This is a genomic window from Nocardia sp. NPDC058497, from assembly GCF_042720195.1.
Lineage (GTDB): Bacteria > Actinomycetota > Actinomycetes > Mycobacteriales > Mycobacteriaceae > Nocardia.
Window position 1 is genome coordinate 1 of the sequence record NZ_JBHXMY010000790.1, and the last position, 2,209, is coordinate 2,209.

The window sequence follows — 2,209 nt, forward strand, 5'->3', positions numbered from 1 at the left end:
CGCCCCCACACCGCCCCCGCCGCGGGGGGGGGGGGGGGGTGTTCTGTGCTGCGTCGCTCGCCGCGCACCGGTCGGGCGATGTGGCCACCGCCCGGTCGACGCCGATCCCCTAAGCTCCCCGTGTGAGCTTGCCCTCCCCCACTGCAGACAATCGTGCCGTCGTCACCGGCGCGTCCTCCGGCATCGGTACCGCGCTGGCCGCCGAACTGGCCGGGCGCGGTTACTCGCTGATCCTGGTCGCCCGGCGCGGTGAGATCCTCACCGAACTGGCCCAGCGGCTGACCCTGGCGCACGGCATCACCGCCGAGGTGCGCGCGGTCGACCTCGCCGATCGCACGCAGCGGGCCGGCCTCGTCGACGAACTCGCGGTGCGCGATATCGCGATCCTGTGCAACAACGCCGGCATCGCCACCTTCGGCCCGGTGGCCGAGCTGGACTTCGCCTACGAGCGGGCGCAGATGGAACTCAATGCCACCGCCGTGCACGACCTGACCCTGGCCGTGCTCCCGGGCATGATCGAGCGCAAGGCGGGCGGCATCCTGATCAGCGGCTCGGCCGCGGGCAATATGCCGATCCCGAACAACGCCACCTACGCGGCGTCGAAGGCGTTCGCCAACACCTTCTCCGAGTCGCTGCGCGGCGAACTCAAGGGCAGCGGCGTCAATGTCACCCTGCTGGCGCCCGGCCCGGTGCGCACCGAAACCCCCGCGCCCGAGGACGAGTCGATCGTCGACAAGATGGTCCCCGATTTCCTCTGGGTCTCCTCGGAGTACACCGCCAAGGTCTCCATCGACGCGCTGGCCCGCAACAAGATGCGCATCGTCCCCGGCCTGATCAGCAAGGGCATGAGCGTCGCGGGCAACTACGGCCCGCGCGCGGTGACCGCCCCGATCGCCGGCGCGTTCTACAAGAAGCTGGGCAGTTGACACCCGCCTGACGGGTTGCCACGTCAGCAACCCGTCAGGAACGTCGCCCAGGTGGTCAAGGACCCGTAAACAGCGAGTTCAGCGGCCCGCGGGCGGCGTAGTCCTGGAATCGGCCCCGCCGTCGGAGCGCGGGGGCGTCCCCCAGGAGACCACCGTGACGTTGCTCGACATCTTCCCGTCGTTTCGCGCGACCACCGTGCCGCGGCTCGACCCCGCGGTCTGGCCGGCCGACACCCATTACGACCCCGACGGCCGGATCACCCTCGGCGCGGTGGCCCTCGCCGATCTCGCCGACCAGTTCGGCACTCCGCTCCACGTGGTCGACGAGGCCGAGGTGCGCGAACGCTGCCGCGCCTACCGCAAGTACTTCCCCGACGCCGAGATCGTCTACGCCGGCACCGCGTTGATGGTCGGCGCGGTGGCGCGCTGGGTCGCCGACGAGGGCCTGTCCGTGCAGGTCGGATCGGCGGGCGAATTGTCGGTGGCGCTGGCCGCCAGCATCGATCCGCGCCGGATCGTGCTGCACGGCAACGGCAAGACCTTCGACGAACTGCAGTCCGCCGTGGCCTGCGGCGTCGGCCGCATCGTGATCGGCTCGCTCACCGAGATCACCCTCCTCGCCGCGCTGGCGACGACACCGCAGCAGGTGCTGTTGCGCGTCGCGCCCGGCATCGAGGTGCCCGGCGGCCCCCAGTTCGGTTTCCCGCTCGGCGGCGATTCGTTGGAGACCGCCGTCGCCAGGATCGCCACCCAGCCGAACCTGCAGCTCATCGGACTGCACTGCCATCTCGGCGCACAGATCCACAATCCCGACCACTACGGCGAGGCGATCCGCCGGATGATCGGCGAGATGGCCTGGATCGACAACGAATACGGGATGCTGCTCACCCATCTCGACATCGGCGGCGGGCACGCGGTGGCCTATCGCAGCGGTGAGGCCGAACTCAACCTGCACGAGCTCGCCGACATCCTCGACGACGCACTGGACGCGGGCTGCGCGCGGCACCGCTTCCCCCGCCCCGCACTCACCATGGAACCCGGGCGGGCGATCGTCGCCAGGGCCGGTGTCACCCTGTATCGGGTGCTGGCCGTCACCGAGACCACCGACGGCGGGACCAGGGTGATCGTCGACGGCGGGGGCGGCGGGAACGGCAGCGCGGTCGTGGTCAACCGGCACCCGACCGGCGCGCAGCTGACCGCGTCCATCGCGGGCAGGCACAGCGAATCCGGGCAGCTCATCGCCACCGGCGGGCGCCTGCCCCCCCCTCTGGCCCCGGGCGAAG

The 2,209-nt window shown here is 71.1% G+C and carries 2 protein-coding genes; both read left to right on the forward strand.

Features of this window, described 5'->3' with window-relative positions; all coding sequences use genetic code 11:
- The first annotated feature begins 122 nt into the window (after positions 1-122).
- Positions 123-926 carry a mycolate reductase gene (gene cmrA, locus ACFWPJ_RS30980; RefSeq protein WP_378856789.1) on the forward strand — a complete coding sequence of 268 codons (804 nt, stop codon included), beginning with the start codon at positions 123-125 and terminating at the stop codon, positions 924-926.
- Positions 927-1,080: 154 nt separating this feature from the next.
- Positions 1,081-2,209 (forward strand): diaminopimelate decarboxylase family protein (locus ACFWPJ_RS30985; RefSeq protein ID WP_378856791.1); only part of this gene is annotated, 1,129 nt, incomplete at its 3' end.